This window comes from Coleofasciculus sp. G2-EDA-02 (assembly GCF_040226375.1).
Lineage (GTDB): Bacteria > Cyanobacteriota > Cyanobacteriia > Cyanobacteriales > Coleofasciculaceae > Coleofasciculus.
Genome location: NZ_JAVKEW010000222.1, coordinates 26,621 through 52,648, shown reverse-complemented (window position 1 = coordinate 52,648; position 26,028 = coordinate 26,621). Strand labels below are relative to the sequence as shown.

At 44.1% G+C, this 26,028-nt stretch carries 24 protein-coding genes and 1 pseudogene; 12 read left to right on the top strand and 13 right to left on the bottom strand.

The genetic code is table 11. The features are described from left to right. Window positions 1-517 precede the first annotated feature (517 nt). Window positions 518-1,192: a Uma2 family endonuclease gene (locus RLO19_RS26035; RefSeq protein WP_446360295.1), complete on the top strand. Its 675-nt coding sequence runs from the start codon at window positions 518-520 to the stop codon at window positions 1,190-1,192. A 557-nt stretch (window positions 1,193-1,749) separates the two neighbouring features. Here RLO19_RS26035 and RLO19_RS26030 read toward each other — a convergent pair. Both RLO19_RS26030 and RLO19_RS26025 read right to left on the bottom strand, forming a co-directional pair. Then, complete coding sequence (locus tag RLO19_RS26030) at window positions 1,750-2,907, bottom strand: glycosyltransferase (protein WP_446360294.1); 1,158 nt, start codon at window positions 2,905-2,907, stop codon at window positions 1,750-1,752. 76 nt (window positions 2,908-2,983) lie between these two features. Further along, a complete protein-coding gene (locus RLO19_RS26025; protein ID WP_446360293.1) occupies window positions 2,984-4,132 on the bottom strand; it encodes a glycosyltransferase in 1,149 nt (382 codons plus the stop codon). Between the two features lie 219 nt (window positions 4,133-4,351). On the opposite strand from RLO19_RS26025, the gene RLO19_RS26020 reads away from it, so the two are divergent. From RLO19_RS26020 to RLO19_RS26010, 3 genes are all read left to right on the top strand, one after another. Next, window positions 4,352-5,674, top strand: a complete 1,323-nt coding sequence (locus RLO19_RS26020; RefSeq protein ID WP_446360292.1) for a class I SAM-dependent methyltransferase — start codon at window positions 4,352-4,354, stop codon at window positions 5,672-5,674. Between the two features lie 119 nt (window positions 5,675-5,793). Continuing rightward, the gene (locus tag RLO19_RS26015) at window positions 5,794-6,330 is read left to right on the top strand and encodes a type IV pilin-like G/H family protein (protein ID WP_446360291.1); all 537 of its coding nucleotides are present in this window, start codon (window positions 5,794-5,796) and stop codon (window positions 6,328-6,330) included. A gap of 160 nt (window positions 6,331-6,490) precedes the next feature. Further along, complete coding sequence (locus RLO19_RS26010) at window positions 6,491-8,701, top strand: O-linked N-acetylglucosamine transferase, SPINDLY family protein (RefSeq protein ID WP_446360290.1); 2,211 nt, start codon at window positions 6,491-6,493, stop codon at window positions 8,699-8,701. 19 nt (window positions 8,702-8,720) lie between these two features. Here RLO19_RS26010 and RLO19_RS26005 read toward each other — a convergent pair whose 3' ends face one another. The 6 genes and pseudogenes from RLO19_RS26005 to RLO19_RS25980 all read right to left on the bottom strand — a co-directional run bounded on the left by RLO19_RS26005 (window position 8,721) and on the right by RLO19_RS25980 (window position 16,376). Beyond that, window positions 8,721-10,337 carry a hypothetical protein gene (locus RLO19_RS26005; protein WP_446360289.1) on the bottom strand — a complete coding sequence of 539 codons (1,617 nt, stop codon included), beginning with the start codon at window positions 10,335-10,337 and terminating at the stop codon, window positions 8,721-8,723. Window positions 10,338-10,356: 19 nt separating this feature from the next. After that, entirely contained in the window at window positions 10,357-12,051 is a 1,695-nt protein-coding gene (locus RLO19_RS26000; RefSeq protein ID WP_446360288.1) for an O-linked N-acetylglucosamine transferase, SPINDLY family protein, read from the bottom strand. After that, window positions 12,048-13,532 (bottom strand): annotated as a pseudogene (locus RLO19_RS25995) (glycosyltransferase family 4 protein); the annotation flags it as partial. The gene RLO19_RS26000 and the pseudogene RLO19_RS25995, both read right to left, overlap by 4 nt. 82 nt (window positions 13,533-13,614) lie before the next feature. Continuing rightward, the gene (locus tag RLO19_RS25990) at window positions 13,615-14,871 is read right to left on the bottom strand and encodes a hypothetical protein (RefSeq protein WP_446360287.1); all 1,257 of its coding nucleotides are present in this window, start codon (window positions 14,869-14,871) and stop codon (window positions 13,615-13,617) included. 54 nt (window positions 14,872-14,925) lie between these two features. Next, a complete protein-coding gene (locus tag RLO19_RS25985; RefSeq protein WP_446360286.1) occupies window positions 14,926-15,912 on the bottom strand; it encodes an FkbM family methyltransferase in 987 nt (328 codons plus the stop codon). 143 nt (window positions 15,913-16,055) lie between these two features. Beyond that, a complete protein-coding gene (locus RLO19_RS25980; RefSeq protein ID WP_446360285.1) occupies window positions 16,056-16,376 on the bottom strand; it encodes a tetratricopeptide repeat protein in 321 nt (106 codons plus the stop codon). 243 nt (window positions 16,377-16,619) lie between these two features. Here RLO19_RS25980 and RLO19_RS25975 point away from each other — a divergent pair, with 243 nt between their 5' ends. Then, window positions 16,620-16,799, top strand: a complete 180-nt coding sequence (locus RLO19_RS25975; RefSeq protein ID WP_446360284.1) for a hypothetical protein — start codon at window positions 16,620-16,622, stop codon at window positions 16,797-16,799. A gap of 147 nt (window positions 16,800-16,946) precedes the next feature. On the opposite strand, the gene vapC is transcribed toward RLO19_RS25975, so the two are convergent. Both vapC and RLO19_RS25965 read right to left on the bottom strand, forming a co-directional pair. Then, complete coding sequence (vapC, locus tag RLO19_RS25970) at window positions 16,947-17,348, bottom strand: type II toxin-antitoxin system tRNA(fMet)-specific endonuclease VapC (protein WP_446360312.1); 402 nt, start codon at window positions 17,346-17,348, stop codon at window positions 16,947-16,949. Continuing rightward, on the bottom strand, window positions 17,345-17,575 hold the full coding sequence (locus RLO19_RS25965; protein WP_446360283.1) for an antitoxin: 231 nt from the start codon (window positions 17,573-17,575) through the stop codon (window positions 17,345-17,347). The genes vapC and RLO19_RS25965 overlap by 4 nt, the downstream gene beginning before the upstream one ends. Window positions 17,576-17,795: 220 nt before the next feature. Here RLO19_RS25965 and RLO19_RS25960 point away from each other — a divergent pair, with 220 nt between their 5' ends. The 3 genes from RLO19_RS25960 to RLO19_RS25950 all read left to right on the top strand — a co-directional run bounded on the left by RLO19_RS25960 (window position 17,796) and on the right by RLO19_RS25950 (window position 19,487). Then, window positions 17,796-18,296, top strand: coding sequence for a hypothetical protein (locus tag RLO19_RS25960; RefSeq protein WP_446360282.1), 501 nt, complete (start codon window positions 17,796-17,798; stop codon window positions 18,294-18,296). Between the two features lie 83 nt (window positions 18,297-18,379). Continuing rightward, window positions 18,380-18,565: a hypothetical protein gene (locus RLO19_RS25955; protein ID WP_446360281.1), complete on the top strand. Its 186-nt coding sequence runs from the start codon at window positions 18,380-18,382 to the stop codon at window positions 18,563-18,565. 121 nt (window positions 18,566-18,686) lie between these two features. Beyond that, on the top strand, window positions 18,687-19,487 hold the full coding sequence (locus RLO19_RS25950; RefSeq protein ID WP_446360280.1) for a hypothetical protein: 801 nt from the start codon (window positions 18,687-18,689) through the stop codon (window positions 19,485-19,487). Window positions 19,488-19,557: 70 nt separating this feature from the next. Here RLO19_RS25950 and RLO19_RS25945 read toward each other — a convergent pair whose 3' ends face one another. Beyond that, a complete protein-coding gene (locus tag RLO19_RS25945; protein ID WP_446360279.1) occupies window positions 19,558-19,971 on the bottom strand; it encodes a hypothetical protein in 414 nt (137 codons plus the stop codon). A gap of 578 nt (window positions 19,972-20,549) precedes the next feature. Continuing rightward, window positions 20,550-21,035, bottom strand: coding sequence for an allophycocyanin (locus RLO19_RS25940; protein WP_446360278.1), 486 nt, complete (start codon window positions 21,033-21,035; stop codon window positions 20,550-20,552). Window positions 21,036-21,131: 96 nt separating this feature from the next. Here RLO19_RS25940 and rlmD point away from each other — a divergent pair, with 96 nt between their 5' ends. Further along, window positions 21,132-22,538 carry a 23S rRNA (uracil(1939)-C(5))-methyltransferase RlmD gene (gene rlmD / locus RLO19_RS25935; RefSeq protein WP_446360277.1) on the top strand — a complete coding sequence of 469 codons (1,407 nt, stop codon included), beginning with the start codon at window positions 21,132-21,134 and terminating at the stop codon, window positions 22,536-22,538. A gap of 513 nt (window positions 22,539-23,051) precedes the next feature. Then, window positions 23,052-23,498, top strand: a complete 447-nt coding sequence (locus RLO19_RS25930; RefSeq protein ID WP_446360311.1) for an ATP-binding protein — start codon at window positions 23,052-23,054, stop codon at window positions 23,496-23,498. On the opposite strand, the gene RLO19_RS25925 is transcribed toward RLO19_RS25930, so the two are convergent. Continuing rightward, the gene (locus tag RLO19_RS25925) at window positions 23,495-23,767 is read right to left on the bottom strand and encodes a DUF6439 family protein (RefSeq protein WP_446360276.1); all 273 of its coding nucleotides are present in this window, start codon (window positions 23,765-23,767) and stop codon (window positions 23,495-23,497) included. The genes RLO19_RS25930 and RLO19_RS25925 overlap by 4 nt on opposite strands. Before the next feature lie 112 nt (window positions 23,768-23,879). Here RLO19_RS25925 and RLO19_RS25920 point away from each other — a divergent pair, with 112 nt between their 5' ends. Beyond that, window positions 23,880-24,248: a DUF2203 domain-containing protein gene (locus RLO19_RS25920; RefSeq protein ID WP_446360275.1), complete on the top strand. Its 369-nt coding sequence runs from the start codon at window positions 23,880-23,882 to the stop codon at window positions 24,246-24,248. A gap of 383 nt (window positions 24,249-24,631) precedes the next feature. Beyond that, window positions 24,632-26,023, top strand: a complete 1,392-nt coding sequence (asnS, locus tag RLO19_RS25915) for an asparagine--tRNA ligase (RefSeq protein WP_446360274.1) — start codon at window positions 24,632-24,634, stop codon at window positions 26,021-26,023. The last annotated feature ends 5 nt before the right edge of the window (window positions 26,024-26,028 follow it).

Here is a 26,028-nt window from a genome sequence, read left to right as displayed (position 1 = left end):
AGAGAACAAATCATTTAATTACCTATCCGCTGTAACCCACCAAGTTATCGTTTCTAACCAGTGAACAAAAGATTCGGGCTTTTTCGAGTACATTAAAGGATTTCCCCTAACAATAGTGCAGCGACTCGCCCCTACATTCTCTACATTCTCAAATGCACCTGACGGATGCAGCAAGCCCATGCGATCGCTCTTTCGTTGATACAGATAATTTGTGATAACACAAGTGACACAGATTGAATCACATTCTGTCGTTGACTCACGATTATAGCCTTACCAAGGCAGGTTAGGACATTTTTCCTGTTGCCTGTTGCCTGTTGCCTGTTGCCTTTTGGGATAAACTTATGGGGGGCTAGGGGGGATGGGGGTTAGGGGGGATGGAGAGGGGCTTCTGGAGAGGGGTTGAACTTAAGTTGACACCAATGAATTGGATCGTGCCCCTACCATAAATGGCTTGTGTGCTTAATGACTCAAGACGAATAAAATACAATGAAATTAGTTGTTGCTCCCTGACCCACTCATGCTAGAGTACAAGCCATCCGATTGCTTACCCTGTGCTGAAGAGCTGCCTGATTCTGACGATACACCAGTGGACAATGAACTTCAAGATTTGATTCCCTCATTACTTAAAGCTGTTATGGCGCTGTTGTGGGAGAAGCGCTGGGATTGGTTTTTTGGAGTAGATATGGCGATATATTATCACGCCAAAGAACCGGCAATTGTACCCGATGGGTTTTTGAGTCTGGGAGTACAACGGTTTATTGAGGAAGACTTGCGCCTGTCTTATGTGGTGTGGGAAGAACAAGTTGTACCCATGTTGGTGCTGGAGGTAGTATCCCATAAGCGTCGCGGGGAATATAGCAGTAAGAAAGAAATTTATCGGGACATGGGGGTACTCTATTATTTGGTGTACAATCCTCTGCGACGTCGTAAAGCGCCATTGGAAGTGTATAAATTAGTGGATGGGGAGTATAAGTTACAGTTTGGTAATCCGGTGTGGTTAGCAGAAATAGGATTAGGGATAGGAAGAGAAAGGGGAACCTATCAGGGAATAAATCGAGAGTGGTTGTACTGGTACGATGAGCAAGGACGAAGAATCTTGACGCCAGAGGAGCAGATTGACAAGGAAAGGCAAAGAGTTCAATTGTTAGAAGAGCGGCTGCGATCGCTTGGAGTTGATCCAGACTCTTTGTGATAACACAAGTGACACCGATTGAATCACACTCTGCTGTAGACTCACGATTAAGTAACACAGATTGACACAAAAAGAGGTTTCACGCGATCGCACCCAATACACAATGATCGCCTGTTGGTTTATGGTATACTTTTCACCATGGGGAAATGTGCTTGCCTATAGATCTCATCAACCGTAAAACGTAAGGGGGCTCTTGCGGTATTCAATTGAGAGAACAAATCATTTAATTACCTATCCGCTGTAACCCACCAAGTTATCGTTTCTAACCTACATTCCCGACATTCAAGGAATGCACCTGACGGATGTAGCAAGCCCATGCGATCGCTCTTTCGTTGATCCAGACTCTTTGTTCTAACACAGATAACACAGATTGAGTCGCACTTTGCCGCTAACTCACGATTAAATGACACAGATTGACACAGAAAACCGAATAATTCCTACCTTAATCTAATAATCCTGTCATCCTTTGCCCATTGAGAACTAACGCTTCAGTGTAATCAGTGCTACTAAAATCTCCAATCCACCCCTATCGTTTCTATAAATCCGTGTAATCAGTGTTACGATTGCAACCCTAACTCCTGTTGAATTTTGTTGATTTGTTGTTTTGCCTTGGCGTAGTTGGCGTTAAAGGAGAGGGCTAGTTGAAAGGCGGCTAAGGCGTCTTGATTCTGTTTCAGTTCCAAGTAAGCACAGCCTAACTCGTAGGCGGGATAGGTTGTGATATAGTTAACCTCAAAGGGTTGACCGTGGGTGTAGCTGGCTTCTTTACCCAGCCGCAGGCAGGTTTGAAAGTAGGCAATTGCTCCTAGGGGGAATCCTAATGCTTTTAGGGTTAAACCGGCGAGAAAGTTTAGGGGGGGATAATTCGGACACCACTCTAGTCCTCGCGGGCAAAGTAATCTGACGGTTTCGTAGTCGGTTTGATCGAGTGAGTTCATGCCTAATGTAAATAATATAACCGGAACAAACCCCAAGTCGTCTGGGGGAGTCCCCTCGATTAAGTTGGGTAACAAGCGGTCAAAGACTTCAGCATAGCAGTTTTGGGCTTTTTCGGGTTGTTGGGTATCCGCATACATTCCTGCAAGGCAAAATAAGAGTTTGAGGCTAAGACCTTCCTGTTGGCGAATGCGTTCTAAGATGGGTATGTTACGGTTGAGATCTTTGTAGTGGACGTTTTCTTTGCTGTATCCATGATGTAGGACTTTTAAACTGTCTAGGTGACTAATCTGTGTTAATTTTTTATCTGGATTCAAATATCTCAGGAGTTCGTGAAATCGACCGACATAGCGTAAGTCAGGAAGATTGCGGAATAAGCTCAACCGATGCAGGGGGGTCATTGTGGTCTGATCATCTACTTCTATGTAGGTTAATGAATAGGCAATGGTTTCTGGGTTTTTGGTCATTTCTTCCTTGAAGTTGTCCGATTCAACCACTAATTCATCATCGGCATCCAGCATGAGAATCCAATCTCCAGAGGCTTGGGAAATCGCATAGTTACGGGCGGCGGCGAAGTCATCACACCATTCAAAATAGGAGACTATTGCGCCATATTCAGTTGCGAGTTCAGGTGTTCGGTCATTAGATCCTGTATCGACGACGATTATCTCATCGACATAGGGTTTAGCGCTGGATAAACAGCGAGGTAAGTTGTCTATTTCATTTTTGACAATCATGCAGAGGGATAGTTGAGGCAAGGATTTCAAATATTTGCTCATCTCAATTATCGTTAGAATTAGCAGATTTGATTAGCTATCTAAGGTTTGGGAATCATCAAAGTCAGCTTGTTTTTGTTCATCTACAATTTTTCAGCATTTCCAGATGTTCTTGAGCAGGGGTATACTCTGGATCGAAAGAGAGGGTGAGTTTAAAGGACTCTATCGCTTGGTTAAACTGTTTTAATTGAAGATAAGTCAGACCCAAGTCATAGGCTGACCACACCGTAATGAAACGGCGATCAAAGGGTTCGCGCTTATCGTAACTCCTATCTTGACCCATTTGGAGACATTTCTCAAAGTAAGCAGTTGCTCCCAGGGGAAATCCTAACTCTCTGAGCAAAATACCCGTGAGATGATTCAAAGGCGGATAATTTGGAAACCACTCTAAGCCTTTCTGACAGATGAGTAGGGTCGTTTCGTAGTCTTGGTGTGCGTGTAAAAAATTCGCACCTATGGTAAACAGCAAAGCCCGGAGGTGAACTGTGTCTTCCGGTAAGGTTCCGGTGATTAAGTTGGCACTTAAGCGCTCAAAGGCTTCTGTCCAGCACTCTTGAGCTTTTTCGAGTTGGTCAGTACGGAGATAGGCATCAGCCAGAGTTCCCAGCAGCAATAAACTCAGTGTTTCTTGCTGTCGAACACGTTCGAGTAGGGGAATGTCGCGAGTTAAATTTTTTTCCAGCAGTTGCTCATTGCTATAGCCGTAATGCAGAATCTTAATTCCAGGTAATGTTTTGATGGCACTGTCACGGATGAGCTGGTGCTGATATTTAAGCTGTTCGTGATACCGCCCTTCAAACCTCAAGTCTGGTACATTGCGAAAGAGTCTGAGGGTAGGTAGGGCGGTTATGGGTTGATGGATATCCGTTAAAAATAACCAGTATGCTAGCACATCTGGAGCTAGGGTGAGTTGGTTGCGCCAATCTTGGGCTTCAACGACTAACTCTTCATCACCATCGAGCATGAGAATCCAATCCCCAGCAGCTTGGGTAATCGCGTAGTTACGAGCGGTAGCAAAGTCGTCACACCAGGTAAAATGTTTAACCTGCGCTCCGTACTGGTGAGCTACTTCAACCGTCTTGTCCTCAGAGCCAGTATCGACGACAATGATTTCATCGACATAAGGTTGAATGCTGGATAGACATCGAGGCAGGTTGTGCTGTTCGTTTTTAACAATTGTGCAAAATGATACAATCATTTCGGGTAAAGACTCCCAGGTACTAAACATCTAGCGGGGCGGTTGAAACCGCAGCTACACAGACCAAACCCGCCTTCGCGGGTTAAAAAACCCCTAATTTTGCGGTTAGTCCGCGTAGGCGGACTTTGTTTGTATAGCTGCGATTAAAATCGCCAAGGCTTAAGTTAACTAAATTAATTTTTTCTTGAGAGAGGCTACATAAATCATTTTACATGACTCCACCAGAAGTTAGTATTAAAGAGTATATCAATGGATAATCAAAACCCTGATTTATTAGAAAAAATTCGTCAGCAATTTGAAGATAGTCCTTATCCCATCAATCCTCTAGATCATTCTCCAAAAATTGATTACTTATGGCTGTATATCCAAAATTTAATCACTCCCTATTATCTGAGAAATCAAAGAGTCATTGAAACACCAGGAAAAATTATTTTAGACGCAGGCTGTGGCACAGGATACTCATCCTTAGTCTTGGCTGAAGCGAATCCGGGCGCACAGATTATTGGCATTGACTTATCTGAAAAATCAGTGGCAATTGCCCAACAGAGATTACAGGTTCATGGATTTGATAAGGCTGAGTTCTATCCTATATCCATAGAAGAATTACCAAAACTCGGCAAAGAATTTGATTACATAAACTGCGATGAAGTTCTTTATCTCTTGCCTAACCCTGTGAGCGCCTTGCAGATAATGCGGTCAATTTTAAAACCTGAGGGAATCATTCGCAGCAATCTTCATAGCTCCGTTAATCGCTTCCCCTATTTTCGTGCCCAGGAATTATTTAAAATGATGGGTTTGATGGATGATACTCCCCAAGACATGGCGATGGAACTGGTTTGTGAGACAATGAAAGCCTTAAAAGACCAAGTGCTGCTCAAGAGGCAAACCTGGGATGCGTCGTTTGAAGAGAACAGAAATAATATCTTAACCAATTATTTGCTTCAGGGGGATAAAGGCTTTACTATTCCGGAAATGTTCTCTATCTTAGAGGCGTCTGGGTTAGAATTCATTAGCATGGTCAATTGGCGGCAATGGGACTTAATCAGCCTATTCAAAGAGCCAGACGATTTACCTATGTTTTTGGGAATGAGCTTACCAGAGACTTCTCTACAAGAGCGGCTGCATCTGTTTGAACTGTTACATCCGGTTCACCGACTGCTGGACTTTTGGTGTGGGCATCCCAATCAAGCTCACCCCCGGATACCTGTTACCGAATGGGCGAATACGGATTGGCAGGAAGTCCGGGTGCATTTACATCCTCAGCTCAGCACCCCAGCCGTTAGGGATGAAATGCTCAGGTGTATCATCCAACTCAGCCCCTTTGAAATTAGCAACCATCTACCATTGACAGGAGTGCAATCCTTGGTAGATAGTACCATCGCCGCTTGCCTATTGCCCCTGTTGGAATCGGCTCAGCCGATGTCATCTCTGGTAGAACGATGGCAGCAATTGCGCCCTGTGCATCCCATCACCTTGGAAGCGACTACGCCAGAGGAGGCTTTTGAGCTGGTGAAACAAGCCCTGACTGGGTTAGAGGAGAATGGCTATGTGCTGCTAGAACGCCAATCCTGAGGGATTGGGAATCCTGAAAAAGTTTTTCTGAGGCAGATGATAAGAAACTCGTCGGAAGTGGGTAAGCTATGTCCAGGAGATAAACCTTAAGCATCCCGCACCTCAAGGAGAAACCACTCATGAAAACTGAACTGAAAGCCAAGTTCCTGCAACACCTGAACCATAAAAAACAAGATGATGGGGGATTCACCCTAATTGAACTGCTCGTCGTCATCATCATTATCGGTATTCTGTCTGCTATTGCCCTTCCCTCATTCCTCAACCAAGCCAACAAAGCTAAACAGTCGGAAGCGAAGCAATATGCTGGCTCCATGAATAGAGCGCAGCAAGCTTATTATTTGGAAAAGAGTGCATTTACAACTGAAATTGGTAGTCTAGGTCTTGGTATTCCTACCCAAAGTGCCAACTACCAGTACAAGATTGTTGAAACGCCAGCCCAGACGGGGGTCAGCAATGAAGCAATATCGTTGAAATCAGCTCTCAAGTCTTATGTAGGAGGTGTGAAGCTTGGTACAGTTGCAGCCACAAGTGAGGCAACAACTCTAGCCATCTTGTGTGAAAGCACTGGTGTTGGTATAGCGTCAAGTCCATTGGGTGGTGCGGATTTTAATAGTTCTGTGCCAAGTTGTTCAACCAACTACAAACTCCTTGAATGATAAGATAAAATCTGTGATTGTGATTAGCCATTTAAATCTGGTCTAACGTTTTCTGAGAGTGGGTAGAAGAATCTACCCACTTCCTGTATCCACCGTACAGTAGGCAAATCCCCACCCTATCAGTTGATTGTTTAGTAAGACTCGTTCAATGAGTTAAATCATGACTGCTAATGCTTTTTCGTCTGATCATGCTGATTTGCAACAACAAGCCAATCAATATTTAACGGCTGGCAACTATACCAAAGCGGCACAGCTATATGAGCAAGCAATCGCCGCAGAGCCTACCGTCCAATCGAACTACTGGTATTTGGGATTAACGTTCTTGCTTCAAGGTCAAGAACTAGAAGCTCAAACCACTTGGATGCTAGCGATGGGGGAGGGTGAAGCTGAGGAAATAGATTTATGGACGGGGGAACTGGTTCAGGTCTTGGGGACAGAAGCAGAACGACGGCAGGCTATGAAAGATTATCCAGTTGCCTGGGCAATTCGCCAACATATCCGGGAGATTAGTCCAGCCGATATTAATAATCTGTTGCGTTTGATTGAGCTGTCGATCCAGCTAGAGACATTTACACCAGATGAATTAGCTGATTTCGGAATCCTTGAACTTCTACAGAACCAGCAAGCTGTAGAGATGGATTCTGATTTACTCTTGCAAGTGTTACAGCGTGTTTTAGATTACGCGCCCTTAGTTCCGTCAACGTTTGAATTAGCTCAGAATTGCTTATCTTATATTCCTGATTCTGAGGCTTTAATTAAAGTCTTACTATCCGCTGCTTACCACATCGCTTTTACTCGACTCCAGTATGCTATAGCCGCACGTTTTATAGAATTGTGTCTGCGGTTAAATGAGCATCACCTGAACGCTTTATGGCTTTTAGTGACGTGTTACCAAAAATCGGGTCAGCATGAGCAGGGGAGCAAAACGGCTAAATTAGCCTATTCCATCTGCAAAACTTTACCTGATAAGATTTTTTCTAATTTCCAGATCCTCCGCTGTTTGATGGAAGCTGGGGGAAAGTGGGAAGAAGCGGTTTGTGTCTGTCAGCGACAGGAATCGTTGCTGGAATCGCTGCTTGAGGAAAAGCCTCAAAATCTGGATAAGTGGAGGACATTGCGACTCGTTAACTCCACCTTCTTTTTCCCTTACTTTCGCGATACTCCCCAAGTCAATCAACAGCTGAAAAACCAGATATCTCAGCTCTGCCAGTCTAATATTGAAGCTTATGCTGATCGATCATTCTCTCGACCAAAAGTTACGGCAGCGTCTAAACCTTTGAAGATTGGGTACCTATCGGATTACCTAAGATCTCATTCTGTTGGCTGGCTGACACGATGGCTGTTTAACTATCACAACCGCAATAATTTTCAAGTTTATACTTATTTCGTTAATATAAAGCAAGTCAATGACCCGCTCCAAAATTTGTATATCGAAAAGTCTAACCAATCTTATGATGGAGGCTTTGATGGCTTGAAGATAGCGGAGAAAGTCTTTCAGGATGAAATCGATATCTTAGTTGACCTAGATAGCCTAACTTTGGATATATCCTGTGAAGTGATGGCACTAAAACCTGCTCCTATTCAAGTCACTTGGTTGGGTTGGGATGCGTCGGGGCTACCTGCCATCGACTATTATATGGCTGATCCCTATGTCTTGCCAGAGTCCGCCCAAGATTACTATAGAGAAAAAATCTGGCGCTTACCCCAAACCTATATTGCTGTTGATGGTTTTGAGGTGGCTGTACCGACTTTGCGCCGCGATGAGCTAGATATTCCTAATGATGCGGTGGTATATCTCAGCGCTCAGACAGGGTGCAAGCGGCATGTGGATACGGTACGATTGCAGATGCAGATTATTAAAGCGGTTCCGAATAGCTACTTTTTGATTAAAGGGTTAGGAGATCAAGAATCACTCAAAAACTTCTTTATCCAAATCGCCGAAGCAGAAGGACTCAGTTCGGATCGCCTGCGTTTCTTGCCGATGGTTGCGTCTGAGGCGATTCACCGAGCAAATTTGGGTATTGCGGATGTGGTATTGGATACTTATCCCTACAACGGTGCTACTACAACTCTAGAAACGCTGTGGATGGGAATTCCCTTAGTGACGCGGGTGGGGCAACAATTTGCTGCTCGCAACAGCTATACCATGATGATGAATGTAGGTGTTACAGAAGGCATTGCTTGGACTGATGAAGAGTATGTGGAGTGGGGTGTTCGCCTCGGAACAGATTCGTTACTACGGCAACAAATATCTTGGCGACTATGGCAATCTAGAAAAACATCACCACTATGGAACGGGAAGCAGTTTACCTGCGAGATAGAAAAGGCGTATGAACAAATGTGGCAAAGATATGTTGAAGCCAATCAATAGTCAAAGTTCAAGGTTGTCTCTATTGAAAATCCCAACATCCTGTTTCTAGCTGAACAGCTCGCTTATCCGGCAACCTATTCAGTTCATAGGCTGGAATAGTTTGTACTCCTCGCTGAGTCATTGCCTGTTTATTTTCATTCTTCAAAACAATCCGAGCTTGGATACAAGATAGCAAGGCTTCACTATGCACTGGATCGAGTGTGCTAATCAAGGCAATTTCTGGTGTATTAGCCACCTCCCTATCCTCTTGGAAGAGAAGATTCATCGTAACACTAGATAGTAAGAGGTTGGCATCCTCCTCAGCAATATCGCTGATGTCTATCAGTAAAGTCATACGACTACAATCAGGGTGGTGCAAAAGAGTTCTGACTACTCTTTCCAACTCTAAACAGAGAAATTCTTCTGGCTCACACCAGTCTGGAAAAACAATGAAGTTAATATCTCTTAAAGGTATCGGTAGTGAGTTTATTGCAGATGTTACCGAGTGGAGAGTCACTTGATTGTCTACAGGTGACTGACAGGAACAAATGATATTAAGAAAACGCAGAGCTGTGGGAACGGGACTGTAATTGTCAATTGCCCACATCCGACCCTCTTGAGAGATTCGTTCTAAAATGTCTGGGTCACTAGCAATGCGCTCAACTGTGCTTTGAATATTGTCGAGGTCGATTCCAATATAATGCCGCCAGTTTTCTGGCATCACGGGTAATTTAATGCCATATTTCTCAAAATCTACCTGAAAGGTAACGCATCCAGCAGCTAATGATTCCCAAAACCGCCAGCTATCCCACCATTCTACACGGGTTTCTCCTGAACCAAAGTCAGGAACCCTCCAACCGGCGAAGCTAGCACAAGCAACCGATTCTTTCAGGTGTTTGTAGTAAGTTGGATAGTGACGCTTACCCGTTTGAATCCACTGTAAGTACTGATAATCATCAACTGGATGATGGTTGAAACTATCAACAATTTCCTCAACTGGCAAAACTGTTTGAATCTGAGGAAAAAACAAGTCACGAACTATTCGCCTCAAGGGATAATCAGCATGTATAACCCCTTGATCAACCCTCAGCCACCCTTGTTCAACTCTGATTTTGCACCAGTTAGATACTCTTAAAGTTTCTTGGTTAAGACGAAAGTTAACCAGCAAATGCCTATTTCTTTCCTGAAATTTTGGTAAGTTACTGGTTGCTTGTAGGATTCGGTTAGAAAGCCCAAATGCCCAAGGTACAAACTTTTTCGGATATTGTATCCCCCAATTGCAATGGGTTCTAAAGATGAAGTCAAAATCTTCAGTCCAAGATGCTTTCGGTCCATCCAAATCATCTAAATAGACGGTGACATAGGTTCGATCTGGAGAAAATAGATGTTCAGGAAAAGTTTGATGGCTGAATGTCCAGTTTTTATCTAGCACCACAACGTCACAATCGTTATGAGTGATGCTGGGATGATGCCGAAATAGATAATTATCTCGCTCTGGTGTTATTTTCCAATAGTTGATATTTGAATAAAATGGAATATCGAGTTTTTTTAAGCCTTCAGCTAGACAAATACTTAAATGAGAATAAGCGGTATCACATAAATAGAAAAAAACTTGCCCAGTCCATGATATTTCATTTACAGTAGTTTTACTGTTCATAATAAAAAGGCAGACTTATTTAATCTTGCTGAAAAAAGATTTGCTCATTAAGCTTATCATGAACGATCTGTCTGTAGAACCACTCTAGACCCACCACGCAAGCTTGGTCATCAAAGAGTCGATCATGACTTTCGTTCATTCGTTCTGCAATATGACGCCGCCAAGCTGGGTCTAATCCTAACTTTACAGCAATCTCAATATAATCCGTTTCACTTTCAGCAATAGTGTCTGTCACTCCTAGCATTTTGAGGAAGCTGTAAGAGTGACGACCGCGCATAAACTCCCCCGGACAGGTGACAATGGGTAGATTACACGCGATCGCTTCTAAGCTCGTATTCCCACCTGACCAGTCAAATGTATCTAGGTAGACATCAGAAAGCAAGTTAATCATCAGATAGTCAAGCCGTTCTGGAATAGTAAGGAACACACAATACTCTTTATACTTGAGACCAACGGCGGCAAATGCACGCTCAAGACGTTCTTGAAGTAACTCACCCCGCAAAAACAGGAACTGAGCGTTTGGCATCCGACGGGCAATTTCAGCAAAGATATAATCATATTGAGGTAAATATTTGAAAGGGGCTTGGCAACATAAATATATTACCGCATCCTCTTGTAGCTGATAATCTGAGCGAGTCTTTATTCGTGGCGGAATATAGGGTTTGGGATAAGAAACACCAATGTTAGGCAAGCAAATCAGCGTCTCTGTATAATGTTCTTGAGCATCTTCTGGTTCCATTAACTCGCTGGATAAGAAGTAATCAATCGTTGGCAAACCCGATGTAACTGGATGTCCCCAAGCCGTACATTGTACTGGTGCAAGTCGCAGAGCCGCCATTTGCAATGTTGGCGCGTCCATACCAATCTCTGGAAAGACAAGAATGTGGAGTTTATCAGCAAGTATTTGTTCACAGACGGCTTCTAGATTATCAGGAATATGGTAAAACCTATCACTATAATCTTGGAATTGCTGTGTAATCGGGTCTGGGGTATTTCCGGTGTAGTAACAGTAAATCTCAAACTTTTCTCTATCGCTGTAACGCAGCCAACCTGTTAACCACAGTGTTCCACTATAAGAGTGGAGATAGGCTGAGGCATAGCCAATCCGAATCTTATGATTCTGCTTTAGTGCAGGCATTGCTATCGGTACAACCCAGTTGGGGTAGTTCATTACCATAGTTTGATGCACGAATTCACCATACTGGCGCTGCAACTGTCGATCATTGTGAGCCTGATAGGACAGATAAAAATTGGTAAGCCGACCTATACCCGCTAGAGCGTTCTTCTGTTGTGCAATCGTCTCTAATGATGTCTGATGAATTAGCTTTTGCAGTCCTCTGATAAATCGCTGACGATAAAAAGTAATCTGATCTTGGTTATCGTAGATTACTGGTACTAATAAATTTTTCAACAGTTTAAATGTATAGTCATTGGGCATCAAACGTGATGCCGTCTCCGCCCTGGATATAGCTTCTTGAATATATCCGTTTACTGGCAAATTGACGATTAGTGAAAAATGAAGTCTAGCATCTGTTGGGTAACGTCGAATTCCTTCTTGGAGTATGCTCAACACTTGGTTGAAGCGCTTCAGATGTCTATAACACTCACTTAAGCACCAATAAAGCTCTGGAGTACCTGTTTGACGGGCAATAATTCCTTGATACTGCTCAATCGCGTCTTGCCATCGTCCTGCCTGGAAGAATTTCTGGCTCAATTCAAAAAAAAACTGCCAACTTCTTTCTCGCTGAACCTGTTGAGTTCATAAGATTGCAGAGTTTCTGCTTGGGCTTGGGCGATCGCTTGCTTATTTTCATGCTCTAAAACAAGCCGAGCTTTGAGGCGAGGTAAAAGGGTTTCCCATTGAATTTGACTCAACCTTCCCACTAGCGAAATATTTACACTGTCACTAATATCCAAATCTTCTTGCATGAGAAGATTCATCGCGACACCGGACAAAAAGAGATTAGCATTCTCCTCAGAAATGCCACTGGTGTCTATGAGGAGTGTCATATAACTTCTTTGGGAATGTGTAGCTACTGATCTCACCGCTTTTTCTAAGTCTCTTCCCATTAGCTCTTCCGGTTGAGACCAATCTGGAAAGATAATTAAATTAATATCATTCAAATTCAATGGCAAGAGAGTAGCATCAACCAAGGCAGAACTTACTATTTCTGCCATTTTTGTCCAAGAGAACTTTTTTGCTTGTTCTAAACCAGCAGCAATTAGCGAGTTGCGAACATCGGGTTTTTGCACATCACAAAGCGCATTAACCATTCCATCAACATCATCATCATTCACATATAGGGCGGCTTCTCCTCCCACTTCAGGAATCGGACCATTTGGGCAAGTTATCGCTGGGCAACCACAAGCCATTGCTTCAAGTACAGGGAGTCCAAAACCTTCATACTTCGACGGATAAACCAAGGCAACAGCACCAGAATAGGCTGCTCTGAACTCCTCATCACTAAGGTATAGGGTATGGACAGTACTACCCGACGTATAGACTCTAAATTCTTCTGATACGAAAACACTACTACCTGTACAAACAAGATCAAAGCCTTGCCGGGTACAAAGTCGAGCAAATGCTCTCAAAAACAAAATAGTATTTTTATAGCCTCCCCCAGCACCAACCAGAATAAAGTAAGGTTTTGAGATACCATATTTTGTTTTAAACTCAATAATTTCTTCTTGACTAGCTGGAGAAAAAATATTTTTCACTCCGTTATAAGCGACTGTTATTGATTCCTGCGAAATACTGGGAAAAAACGTAATTAAATCACGAGCTGTATTTTCCGAAACGGCAATATAGGAAGATGCATGTTGGATACCATAATGTTTTTCTCGCCACATCGGCTGGTTAAGATCCCAGCCGAGTAGTTCCGGAATCATGTCATGTGCCATAAATACCGATGGCGTTGATAGAGGTGTAGTATAGTAAGTAGAAACAAATAAATCAGCACCTTCCTCATCACAGATTTGCTGTAGCATTTCGCGATCAGCATCTGTTTGACTATAGTCATAGGGGGCTATTAAACGATACCTAACACCGGAAATTGGAGGAGCTGTTCCAGCTCTATCCAGTACAAGAAGATACTGAGAAAAGCCGTTGCTTACCCACTCTTGTAACAAAGATATCCAAACCCTAGCTATTCCTGTTTTGTAGAGCTGAAAAAATACACCATCAATGACAATTAGCATCTTTTTATTTAACTAATTCAATCGATTTATTGGCTTATTGACCAAAATAATATAAATAAACTAATAACAGCAAAAAAAATTACTGGAGTTTATAAAAATCTGTTTTCAAACGACAAATTCGCTTACCAGGTAAACTATCAACTTCACATAAAGGAATTTTTTCTACACTAATATTTTCAACTTTAGGTTGATATTTGTTCAAAACAAGACGATATTGGATATTGTTAGAGAGCGCTTCCCACTGGACACGAGTCATTTGTCCAATAAGAGCTACGTCTTCATCAGTCACATCATTTATATCTTCTTCCATCAATAAACTCATCGTGACACTCGATAAAAATAGAGCGGCTTCTTCTTCAGAGATACCACCATATTCTAGTAGCAAAAGAATATGCTTTTGATCAGGATGATGAAAAATAGTTTTTAAGACAAGTTCTAACTCAGTCGCTAATTCCTCTTCAGACTGCTCCCAATCCAAAAAGAAAATCAAATTAATATCTCTAGTTTTTTTGAGAAGGGCTAAAAATTCATCTTCAATTAAGCTAGAATAAATTACTGGCTTTTTGTAAACAGTTTTTCGATAAGGCAAACTTGTAGGAGGCAGGTATAATTTTAGGGAAAATGGTTCAATTTTATTCAGTTCAATTACGGCAATGCCATTGGCACAGGGCCAAGGACAATTATAATTAACCTGAATCAATTGCTTTTCTTCCACTTCCAACCAAATTTGAAAAGGGTTATGAACAGGGGGTTCAAGAAAAAAGCGTTTAAAGAAACTTTTCAATATGGCTTTTTGAGGAATTCCATACTTGCATTCCAGAAGTCCTAAATATTCTTCGCTAAATTGAATGTACCATTCTCCATTTATTAACTTTCCAAAAGGGACTGTGATTAAAGCTTGACCACCAACTACCAATAAATCGTAAATTTTAGCAATCGCCTTTAGAGGAGCTTCCAGATCACCAACTTCATCGTCTTCTCCATAGTACCCGGAAGGTTCAACACCTTGTCCAATATGTTCAACAGTGGAAATTGAGACTATTGCCTCATATTTTTCCTCAGATGGCAAATCCATCAAATCCACGTTATTTACACCTGGGCATCGTTCAAATTTATCTACTATGCGTCTAGATCTAATACCGATATATTCGCTTAATGAATTTTCATAGAAATGGAGAACATTGCCAACTTCGAGAATTTTATTTTTCTCCTTTAAATTAGCAAGAAAGTCAAAAGCTATTGGAATCTCAATCGAGCGTTCAGCACTGTTATTGACAGGTATTCGATTGTAGTACAGCGGTTTAGCTTTATATATGAAAGTACTTTTCCATTGCATTATTATATTCCTTTTTTTACTAAACTATTATATAAACTTACAAATAGGCTGGCTTTATAGATCATACTCCCTAATGTAATCTCGAATTTTTTTAACAACAGGTAGAGATTCTAGTCCTGACTCAAGCAATTCTGGAATTTGAGCCAAGCCTTCAATTATACTATCAGCAAAATTATAGCTCGGATCATTGCCATACCTCAGAGTTAGATACTCTAGAAGTTCCAAGGCATAATCAGTAAAATTCAAAACATCAGCGAGACAAGCCAGTTTAAAAATTCGCTCAGGTGTCTTTAGCTTAGTTTTTAGGTCTTCTCGAATTAGATCGCGGAAATAATAAGCATCTGCCCAGATTAGTGATCCTGTATGAGGTTGGGATACAACAGGTGAACTTACCCTACGCCCTCTTCCTGTAGTTACGACTAAATCCAAAAGTGTAAACTCTTGTTCTCTGATATATCGGTCGATATCGCTAAAGAGAGGTTGGTCAACATATACAGGCGTAAATTCCACTTCAGTGACGATAGCAAGAACGCTAGAGCTTAAAATTTTACCAGCTCCTTCTAAAACAGCCAACTCTCCCCCTTGAACATCTAATTGTATAAAATCTATTTCATTAATATCTTCTGATAAACAGAACTCATCTAGCGTGGTTGTATCAATTTCCACCGTAGACTGTAGAGAAATTAGTTCTTTATATCCAGCAAATCGTTCCATATAGAGTTCATTAGGAGGATATAATGAACTGCAACCTGGAAATTTAGTTAAATATAATTTAGCTTTTCCTACCGAATTACTTAAAGCAAGAGGAATATGCTTTTCAGCCCAATTTACTTGTCGAGATTGAATCTCAGCATTCATCTGCTTACAAGCATCTGGATCGGCATCAAAGCCATAAATAGTTAGATGAGGAGCAAAAATATCCCAGCCTTGAACGCCATAGTCATCTTGTGTGACTAATTTACGAGAACCAACAACAGCGATGGTTATTTGAAGCCGATTTAAGTGACCACGTTTTTTAAAATTAGGGAGAAATAATACCACACTAAGATTCTCAAATTATTCACAATTTCATCTAGATCCAATTGAATCAATCAGGCTTCAGCAGTAATCATAGGGGATTGGTAAAATGTAGAATACATAATTAACTAAGAGTTGGAAGTATGATTCATTGAAAATTGCGGCATTCATAATTTATCCACCTGCTGCTTTAGCTCAGCCAATTTTACCTTATACCCTGCCTCCTGAGGATGCAACTCAACCAACCTTTCCAACGGCGCGATCGCACCTTGAGTATCCTGCATCTGTAACCGTATATCCACCAAGCCTTCCAGCGCCACCCGATTCTCCGGTTCCCGTTCTAAAACCAACTCATACCCCCGTTCCTTAGCCGCTAGCTGTTGATCAACCGACGCCTCTTCCGGGGTAGCCGTCGTTGGCGGTTGCTGTAAGGCGTTACTATATAGACCAAATAGCCCATAGCCCGTAGACCCTAGAAAGGCTACCATTGAGAATACAAGAAGAATTCGTTTCAGGGGATTTTCCTTGGGTTTCTTATCCGACATACCTACCTAAAGGTAAATGAATTTGCCAGCCAATCAAGTCCTGGCTAATCGCTCAAGTCAGCTAAAGCGAGCGAGAACGACCGAATTTAAGCAGCTTGAGCATTGAGCGGTGAACCTTAGTTCACAGCTTCGCCCTATCCTTAACCTACCCACATCTCGACCCAGAGCGATCACCTAACCTTAATAATGCCTCAAACCAATTGTATCGGGCGCACGGGGCGTGAAGGGCGCAAGCCTTGCGCCCCTACGTGCGGGCGACAAACGGTGCGATCGCCTGTTCTATTCTGGTCAATTGAATCGTGCGATCGCCTGTTTCCTTCCGGTTCATTCAATTGTGCGATCGCAGGTTCCCTTCAGGTCAATTGAATCATGCGCTCGCTCTCTTATTCCCAGCCAGCGCCAAGTTTGTTCCCTCCCCTTCAAGGGGAGGGTTAGGGAGGGGTCGCGTCAAGGTATTGCTTTGTTGATTAAGTAAAGGGCGACCCATGCGATCGCGCCAAGCTTATCAGCCAGTCATGCTACCCAGTTTTCCCAAGTCAAGCCAGGAATTCGGGAAAATTCTCTCACGTTATTGGTAACTAAAGTGATATTATGAGCAAGAGCTTGCGAGGCAATAAGTAAATCCATTGCACCAATCACAATGCCCATTTTTTCTAATTTTGCTCGCATTTTTCCATAAGTTTGTGTTGTTTGGGCATCAAAAGGTAAAATTTCCAGCATTATTAGAAACTGACTCAACGCCGTCCTGTTTTGTTCTTGACGCTGACTTTTGTAAGCTCCATACTCCAGTTCAGCCACTGTAATAGATGATACGCCAACATCAGATGGACTGAGGCTTTGAAACTTTTCGAGTACGTTTGCGGGTTTTTGTCTGATAATGTAGATGCAAATATTAGTATCCAGCAAAAATCTTATTGCCATATTTCTCTAGTTTCCAGGCTAGGCTGTTCCCGATTCTCCATAAAGTCCTCCGAAAAGAGATTTAAGCTTTCTCTTAAAGTTTGCCAAGGATTAGCTTTAGGAATCAAAATCAGGACATTACCAATTTTTTTAATATAAACTTCGTTATCCTGAAATTGAAACTCTTTGGGTAATATAACCGTCTGATTATCATCATTAATTAATAATTTGGCTGTCTTCATCTATTTTTCGCGGCTGCATACCTACTCTATGTGTCTTCTGCGGGGAGGAAAGCTGCGCCTCCTAATAATAATTACAACGATAACACAAGCATTGAACTTATCTTACCTGTTCCATTGCAGAGGTCGGGCGACCCGATAATCTGTAGGGGCGGGTTTTACCAATAACCTGTAAGCCAAAACGGGTAATTTATGTAAAAGAGCCCTGTTTCTGGCGTTGTTAATGAATTCATGCGGGTCGCCCCTACAAGACCAGGGATTTCATCAAACCGCTTGGTGCGATCGCAGCCTGATTCCCAGCAAGCGCCAATTTTGTTCCCTCCCCTTGAAGGGGAGGGTTAGGGAGGGGTTAAATCTAGCCCCGACAAGGTGCGATCGCGAATTTTCTCCAAAACTCGACGCCGCGCTGCAACGAGGCATTGAAGAAGGATTGCAACAAGGCATACAACAAGGACAACGGCTGATTATCGAAAACCTCCTCCAGACTCGTCTGGGACAATTGACTCCCACCCTGAGTGCTTTAATTACTCCTTTATCGGCATTACCCCCTCAGCAATTAACCCCATTTCTCCTGCAACTATCTCAACTCGAGAACAGTGAATCAGGAATCGCCCAAGCACAGCATTTTATTGTCGGTTCTGGTTGGGTCAATTCAATTATGCGATCGCAGCCTGATTCCCAGCAAGCGCCAATTTTGTTCCCTCCCCTTCAAGGGGAGGGTTAGGGAGGGGTAAAATCAAGGTATTGGTATTGTTGATTGAGTAAAGGGCGACCCGACCCAATTAAATGGATTGGAGTTGTTCATTGATGAGGTGCATCTCGCCCTTACAAGACCAGGGGTTTCATGACATAGCTTGGTACGATCGCCTGTTTCCTTCCGGTTCATTCAATTGTGCGATCGCAGGTTCCCTTCATGTCAATTCAATCGTGCGATCGCTCTCTTATTCCCAGCAAGCGCCAATGTTGTTCCCTCCCCTTCAAGGGGAGGGTTAGGGAGGGGTAAAATCAAGGTATTGCTTTGTTGATTAAGTAAAGGGCGACCCGATGCTAGGCTAGTTTTGTTTGTGTAGCTGTGCTTCAACCCTCTAACTAATAATCAATACATTTACCAAAAATGCTGACCCAATCTTCTCAACCCTTACGTCAATCTCTCATTCCTTCCCTGATTGCCCTCCTCTGTATCATCGCCATAGGGGGGTTGCAAATTCCCCAACTCAATCAGCTCCAAGGCAGGGGCAAAACGCCCTCTCCCACAGAACTGCAACGCCAAATTGAAGCCGAAAAGGTGCGCCTAAATCTCCTCCAAAAAGTACCAACATTCGGATTTGATAACCTCTTAGCCGATTGGGTTTTTCTCAATTTCCTGCAATACTTTGGGGATGATGAAGCTCGCGATGTCACCGGCTATCAACTGAGTCCCGAATACTTTGAAGTGATTCTAGCCCGTGACCCCCGCTTTTTAGAAGCCTACTTTTTCCTCTCAGGTAGCACATCCCTCTATGCGGGTATGCCAGATCGATCAGTAGAACTGATGGAAGAAGGACTCCAGCAGCTTTCCCCCCAAGTTCCCCCCAAATCCTATTACATCTGGCGCTATAAGGCAATTGACGAACTGTTATTCCTGGGTGACGCTCAAGCCGCCCGCCAATCCTTTGAGAAAGCCGCAGAATGGGCAAGCACCTATGAAGACGAAGAAAGTCAGTATGTTGCCTCAATTTCCCGCCAAACCGCCCAATTTCTTGCCCGCAATCCCTTAAGCAAATCAGCCCAAGTCAGTGCTTGGTCAATGGTGCTACAAAATGCCCTAGACGATGGCACTCGTCAGCGTGCCATTAATCAGATTGAAGCACTCGGCGGTAAAGTTGTCACCACCCCAGAAGGTGCTGTGAAAATTCAACTCCCAAGCAGTGATTAAAGTTTGCAGGGAAAGCAATGTTCCAGACATAAGGCGTGGAACTATGGCGAGGGAGCAAACAAAGGACACTTCAGAACATACTGCTCACGATCTGCTGTGCGATTATGCCTAACCCATAGCCAACCAGAGAAAAGACAACCAACACACTGAAAGCTTGCCATTCGCCAAAGTTGGCAACTTGCAAATCTAACCGCACTAACGCCCCGGCTGATAGCAGCACCAGAATCCGGACAAAAACATGTATCCAGCACAGAATCAGCACTGCCAAAAAAGCGCCCACAATCACGGAGATAAAAGCGCGGGTATCTGACTTGAGCCAACTGCTATAAACGCTCTGAATCAGCGTAAGTGGAGCAGTTAGGGCTAAATCGATAAACACGATATATATTGCCCCCATCAGCCACAACACCCAAGGTCTATCTGCATCTGCGATTAACTTTGAAGCCGCGATCAACCAGCCAAAGACGCAATGGGTGGCGAACAAGATCGATAAGGAAGTCCAAGGCAGTTTTTTGACAAACAACATAGCCCTAGTGGCGTGGCACACCGAATTTAGTGGATGACGCTTACGCCTGAAAACTTTAGGGGCGCAAAGGATGGTGCCCAATTTAACCGTAAATCTATTCCACCATTTTAGCTGAACCGCGCCACCAGAGCCTCGGTTGGCGTAATCGCCGTTAGTGTTGGGGAAGACGCCAATTTATTCTCCTCATCTCGCCTCACAAGCAAACAGGACAATTGGCTACGATCAAGTTCACAACCAATCGCTGATCGAGATCGCAATCCTCAGGCGGGTTAATTTTGCATACTAGCTAATGACTGAACTCTAGCCGAGTCATCAATAGGGAACACACAAACAGCCGACAGATTCTCCCCATAGAGACTGTCGGTTTTTTATACTTGATCATCAAGTATTTGTCAATACATTATTGAGGATTGGTGAGATGAGGCGGTGATTGGGACAATTGGGAATCTTATGATCAAAACGCTTCCCCATCCCGAATCCCGAATCCCGAATCACCAATCCTGAGGTAACCTGATGACCAAGAACCTTGTCAAGAGTCAGGACATCGATTGAATGATGTAATCAAAATAAGGAGCCGCTTCCATAGCATCTTCCTGACTCAGCAATTCCAAGGAAGCATTTTTGAGGCAACGAATCGATTCAACCATTCCGGCGACAGGGACGCCGAGAGAGTTATACATCTCCTTGACCCCAATCAAACCAATTTTTTCAATCGGTTCCTTGTTTCCAGCCAGAACACCGTAGGTAATCAATCGCAAATACCAGCCGTAGTCCCGTAGGCATAGCGATCGCTGGCGCTCCCCATAAGCATTGCCTCCTGGTGAAATGAAGTCAGGACGCTTTTGCCATAGCTGCTTACTCGCTTCCTGAACAATTTTCTTTTCATTTTCTGCTAGGGTGGAAGCGATACGCATCCGCTGCTCACCCGTCTGCAAAAAGGTTTTAATACCCATCAGTTCACCGGAGCTGGGGTATCGCAGCTCGTCGTCGGCTTTGAGGATAACTTGGCTAACTACGCTCATCTTATTTGGTTAACTTAGATAACATTTGTAGTTTAGCGACTCTAGACCCCACAAATAAAGTCAGTTGATCGAAAAGTATTCACAAATCTACATTTTATGGATCACTCTGTCTCCCTGTCCCCCCATCCTCCCGTCTCCCCGGATCAGTGGCAACAAGGTCAATTGGTGGAAGTGACGATCAAAGACCTAAATGATAGTGGCGATGGTGTCGGACGGTTGGGGAATCGAGTCGTTTTTGTCCCTGATACGGTAACCGGGGATCATGTCCGAGTCAGACTTGTGCGCGTCAAACCCAATTACGCGATCGCGAAACTCCATCAACTTCTCGAACCCTCTCCCCATCGTATCCGCCCCCACTGCATCGTGGCGGATAAATGTGGCGGTTGTCAGTGGCAGCATATTGATCCCCAGTATCAGCGATCAGTCAAAGAAAATCTGATAGAGCAAGCGTTAACCCGTATCGGCGGCTTCACCTCAATCGAGATCGCCCCGATTTTAAGCACTGATTCTCCCTTAGCTTACCGGAACAAAGCCACCTATCCGATGCAGCGATCGCCAACGGGTCAAGTTCAAGCTGGGTATTACCAGAAAGGAACCCATCAACTGATTAACCTGAATCAATGCCCCGTTCAAGATGCTCGCTTAAATCCCCTATTAGCCCAAATCAAGCAGGATATTCAGCAACAAGGTTGGTCAATCTATAACGAAAGCCGTCATCAAGGACGATTACGTCACCTGTCACTCCGGATTGGACGCCGAACCGGGGAAATGCTTTTAACTCTAGTCACAACCGATGCCAACTTAACCAATCTGGAAACTCAAGCCCAAACCTGGCTCAATCGCTATCCTAAGCTGGTGGGTGTTTGTGTGAATGTGAATCCCCACCGTACCAATGCCATTTTCGGCACTCAAACCCATTGTGTCCTAGGTCAACCGTATCTGCGGGAGATATTCGCGGATTTAGAGTTCCAATTAAGACCTGATACCTTTTTCCAGGTCAACACCGAAGCAGCAGAAGCCTTGTTTAATGTCATTCGGCAAAAGCTGGCACTCCAAGGAACTGAATATCTGGTCGATGCCTACTGTGGCATTGGTACATTCACCCTACCCTTAGCCAAACAGGTGCAGCAAGCATTGGGGATCGAAGCGCAAGGGACAGCCGTGGAGCAAGCCCAACTTAATGCCCAGACTAATGGTATTACCAATGTCACGTTTAAGACAGGAACTGTGGAAACCGTGCTGCCGCAACTGGGGATCGCTCCAGATATCGTATTACTTGACCCACCACGCCAGGGCTGCAATCCCCAAGTCATTGAAACCCTGCTTTCAGTTCTCCCTCAACGCCTTGTCTACATTAGCTGCAAGCCAGCCACCCTAGCACGGGATCTTAAACGTCTCTGTCAGTCGGGCGGCTACCAATTAACCTACATTCAACCGGCGGACTTGTTTACCCAAACCCCTCACGTTGAGTGCGCGGCTTTCCTGGAAAAACAGGAGGGATGAGGGAGGCAACGGTGTAGAGACGTAGAATGCTACGTCTGGAATCTGGGGGAGCAAAGGAGGAATGACAAATGACGAATGACGAATCCCCTATCTGTCCTCATTTAAGACACAGCTCTGGTATTTGAATGAGAGTTTGGATACAATAGTAGATAAAGTACATTGTCATTACTAATTCAGAGAAAAACTACCCCCTGAGAGGCAAATTTGACCTATAATACCACAATCTACCAATCAATCAATGGGCAGTAGTTGAAATTATTCACCACAACCATAAGAAGCTCACCAACCTGCTGACGTAGCAAGAAACTCAAGATTGAGCATGAGGATTCGACAAAATTTAGATCAGCGAATTCAACGATTAGGGTGTCAGTATACAAAATCTGGACGAACCTTTATGATAACTCATACCTGAGTGTGGAGAGTCTGGTTTGAGAAAAATGAGATCGACAAACGCGGCTATAGACCGTGTCATGTATCCAGTCCACCAACGAAAAGCTAGGGGTTTTTTAAGTGATTGCTGTATCATCTTTGCGCCCAGTTGAACGCAACTGGGGAACAATTAGCTTTGCTTCTACCCTTTACCTTTGCCCAATTCTCGACATACTTGTGGAACAAATTCCGCGCAAGTGGCGACCGGAGATCCGACTCGGACTCCAAGAGGCATTAGTAAATGCGGCAAAGCACGGCAATAATTTAGACCCAAGTAAGACCGTAATGGTTCACTTTAGTGTCATCAATGACGAATATTGGTGGATCATCTCAGATCAAGGCTCCGGCTTTTCTCCGCCTTGTCGTCAAGGGGATGCTGACGAGAGTTTGCCCCATGATGAATCAGAAAATGGTAGAGGGTTATGCCTGCTCTACCACATTTTTGATCAAGTTCACTGGAATCCTCAGGGAACTGAACTGCGACTGTGCAAACACATGAAGAGTCGATCAAGGTTACCCTTGATTCCCTAGCGATCGCGATTTCCATGGGTCGGGCAAGGGGGGGCACAGATCGAGCGATCCAGCCATCCTGACGCCTGACGCAACCGCGCTAGAGCTTCCTCTGGCTGTTCTTTGAGCAAAAAGACTAAAGCCGCCGCCGCTTGCTCCTTGGCTCTAGCTGGGCGGTTTGACTTTAATCGATGCCAATCTTGGGGTGTAATCCCTAAACGTTCTGCCAAGGCTTGGGCAAGTTCCAGGGTACTGGCGTCCTTGAGACTATCGGTTTTAGTATATTGCATCGGTCTAGGTATAAGTTTGTTAAGCTAATCCCACGGCTGAAGCGCCTGGGGTCTTGTGTTTGATTGTATCTATTTTTTTTCACCCATTGATTGATCCGGTCCCTATTCTCTTATGAGTGCTGATTCTGATCCCAATCAGCAAAATCCAGATGCTGAAGAGTTTGAGCAAGCGTTATCTGAGGTTGAGCGATCGCTTTTGGCTCTCAAAGAGCGCTATGCACAAGTCCAACGGGATCAGCAGCGACAAGCCCAGCTTCAGCACCGTCGCGAGCAAATTAGAGGCTCTGGGCGTCAAATCCGTAACCAACCCGCCTTGAAAGCTGAACTCCGGCAAATTCAAGAGCAGCTTGAAACCATTGAACTGAATTTAGAGAGCCAACTTTTTTCCTGGAGTGCTTTTCAAGAACCCTTTTGGCAAGCCGTTCGCTTCGGGGGACTGGGTATTGTGATCGGCTGGTTGCTCAAATCTTGTGCAGGTTAATCGGTAGGGGCGACCCGCCCGCATCAATTAACAACCCCATCCGCTCACTTGTCTCGGGTCGCCCTTGGCTCATCAATTGTCTCGGGTCGCCCTTTTTTCCTTGCCAATTGACGCCCAAACCCTTCAAAATAGTTAACAGACCGCCAAATCTGCCCGGATTTATCATTGCAGAGCCTGAAGGATTGATCCACACCAAGGCAGTGGAGATATCTATTTCCCAGTCATGACCAATCCCCCGTTCATTCGCAAAAATAATTGCTCCTATATTGTTTTACATTGATCCCCAACTGTATTCTCCATTCAACTGACGCTAAAAAAAGCTGAATTAATTGTCCAGGTATGGGCAAGCCCGGAGTGACTGATTTTGGTAAACTGGCAAAATTATGCAAAAAAAACCGATCGCACAACTTTTACGCACAGGTCAGCCGGATGAAAATGTAACCATCCAGGGCTGGGTACGCACGAAACGAGAACTCAAAGAGTTTGCCTTTATGGAGGTTAACGATGGCTCCTGCTTGGCAAATTTGCAAGTCATCCTCAATCCTGACGTACCGGATTATCAAGCGATTCTCCAGCAGATCAACACTGGGGCGTCTGTAGAAGTTGCTGGCGTATTGGTGCCATCTCCAGGAAAAGGACAACGGATTGAGTTGAGGGCAAATTCGGTTCAGGTTTATGGTGAAGCCGATCCCGCCACCTATCCGCTACAGAAAAAACGCCATTCCTTTGAGTTCTTGCGAACCATTGGACATTTGCGATCGCGTACCAATACCATCGGTGCTGTACTACGGGTGCGTAACGCCTGTGCTAATGCGATCCACCAATTCTTTCAGGAACGAGGCTTTTTGTGGATTCACAGTCCAATTATCACCGCGAGTGATTGTGAAGGGGCGGGGGAACTGTTTACAGTAACCAACCTAAACCTCAACAATATTCCCAAAACCGAAGACCAATTGGTCGATTTTAGTCAAGACTTCTTTGGACGCCAAGCCTACCTTACCGTCAGTGGGCAACTGCAAGCTGAGGTGATGGCGATGACGTTTGGCAATGTGTATACCTTTGGTCCGACATTCCGGGCAGAAAATTCCAATACCTCCCGCCATTTAGCCGAGTTTTGGATGGTGGAACCGGAAATGGCGTTCTGTGATTTACAGGGCGATATGGATTTGGCGGAGGAGTTTCTCAAGTATGTATTCTCCTCGGTACTAGAGAACTGTCCTGAAGACATGGAATTTTTCAATAAGCGGATTGATAATAGCGTTCTAGCCACGGCGGAAAATATTATCAACAATCAGTTTGAACGAATTACCTATACGGATGCGATCGCGCAATTAGAAAAAGCTGACCGCAAGTTCGAGTATCCTGTTGAGTGGGGGACAGACTTACAGTCGGAACACGAACGCTATCTGGCAGAGGAACTATTTCAGAAACCTGTTATAGTCAGCGATTACCCCATCGGGATCAAGGCATTCTATATGCGTTTGAACGATGACGGCAAAACCGTCGCCGCCATGGATGTGCTAGCACCCAAGATTGGGGAGATTATCGGCGGTTCCCAACGGGAGGAACGTTTGGATGTCCTCGAGCAGCGCATCAAGAATCAGGGGATGAATCCAGAGGAGTTGTGGTGGTATCTAGACTTGCGGCGCTATGGTACCGTTGCCCATGCGGGGTTTGGTTTAGGATTTGAGCGATTAGTGCAGTTTATGACGGGGATGGGAAATATACGAGACGTGATTCCCTTCCCCCGCACACCCTTGAGCGCTGAATTTTAAGTTGA